General features: G+C 41.1%; 1 protein-coding gene. It reads left to right on the forward strand.

The window, feature by feature from the left end; all coding sequences use genetic code 11:
• Positions 1-1,805 (forward strand): thioester domain-containing protein (locus tag WMO75_RS19450; RefSeq protein WP_349078838.1); only part of this gene is annotated, 1,805 nt, incomplete at both ends.

A 1,805-nucleotide genomic window follows, 5' to 3' on the forward strand; every position in this document is an offset into this window, starting at 1 on the left:
AATCTTGGAACCTATCTGACAGAGCCGTACTATATCAGCTACGGAAGCGTCAGAGCAACTGCGTATTGTGTACAGCCAGCAAAGCCAGGACCTGGATCTGGAAATTATACAATTACAAAGATTGGAGACAATCAGGCGTTAGCAAAAGTGTGTTATTACGGTACAGATGCCGCAGGAAGCGAGAGTTTTTTCGCTAATAAACACACGGATTTTTCAGAAGGAAAAAGATTCATCATTATTCACATGGCTGCATCATATGCCAATGGAAGCAGTGATGCATTCTATGGAACAAATGCTACAGGCGAGGCTTTGGCAAAAGAACTCTATAATTATTGTGTGAATAAGCCGGAAATACCAGATGTAGCGATGTCATTTTCAAAGCCGAATGTAAAGGCTTATGTAGATGGAAATGTTCAGAGAACGGAGAACATTCAGTTCAACGCATCTTCCCAGCAGAAAATCACAATGGACTTACCAAAGGGAGTAAAGCTCCATAATGTATCTACTGGAAATGTAAGTGCGGCAGGTGCAAGTGTAACAATTGGAGGAGGAACCACGTTTTATCTCTCAGCTCCTCTGACACAGACAAAAGATGTAAGTGCTTCTTTTTCTACAAAGATGAAGGGAAGTATTACAAAAGATTATTCAGCATATAAATTGACTACGAATGCAAGTGTTCAGGATCTGGCATTTGTATTTGGAGAAGGTGTTGCTGATGAAAAATATGTAAGCTTAAAGGTGTCCTGGATTGAACAGGCTACGATCGAAATCGTAAAGAAAGACGATACAGCGGATGTCAATCTTGCAGGTGCAGTATTCGGCGTTTACAGCGATGAGGCTTGTACAAAGCTGATCACTCAGATGCCTGCAACAGATAAAAATGGAAAATCATCTGTTACGATTATCAAGACACAGGATACCGTTTATCTGAAAGAAATCACAGCACCACAGGGATATGTAGTAAATGCAACGGCAACAAATGTAAAACTGGTAGCAAGTAAGACCTCAGCTGTAACCGTGGAAAATAAGGAACAGCTGGCAGAGCTTACCATTTACAAAGAAGGACAGGTTCTTACCGGAGCAGATGTCAGTGAAAATGGAACGGTATTTCAGTATGAAAACCGCAGACAGAAAAATGCAGTGTATAACGTGTATGCCGGGGCAGATATCGTAACAGCTTATGGCACAAAAATGTACAGCAAAGGTGACCTTGTAAAAGAAAACCTGACAACAGGTGAGAATGGTTCTGTCACACTGAAAAACCTGCATCTTGGAACCTACGTGGTAAAAGAAACAAAAGCACCGGACTCTTTCTATAACGGTAGCGAAGAAAAGTCAGTGACTCTAACTTATGCTGGTCAGAACAAAGAAGTTGTATTTGCAGATGTGACTTTTAACAACGAGAGACAGAAAGCAGATGTTTCCGTAGTAAAACAGGATAAAGACACCAAGAAACCACTGAAAGGCGGTATTTTTGCTCTGTATGCATCCGATGATATCAGAAATGCAGACGGAAGCGTTGTTGTGAAAAAAGGAACGCTGATTGAGAAAGTAACTACTGGCGCAGACGGAACTGCAAAATTCACAGTAGACCTGCCAATCGGATATTCCTATTCTGTAAAAGAAGATCAGGCACCGGAAGGTTATGTAAGAAATACAGAAGATGTGTATACGTTCAAGTTTTCTTACACCAATGATAAAGAAGCAACCGTATCTTTTGCCCATACCTTCAGCAATGACCGTGTGACAGCAAAGATCAATCTTTATAAAGTGGATAAAGAGACAGGAAAAGCAGTACCGCAGGG

Source organism: Blautia intestinihominis (assembly GCF_040096655.1).
GTDB classification, from domain to species: domain Bacteria; phylum Bacillota; class Clostridia; order Lachnospirales; family Lachnospiraceae; genus Blautia_A; species Blautia_A intestinihominis.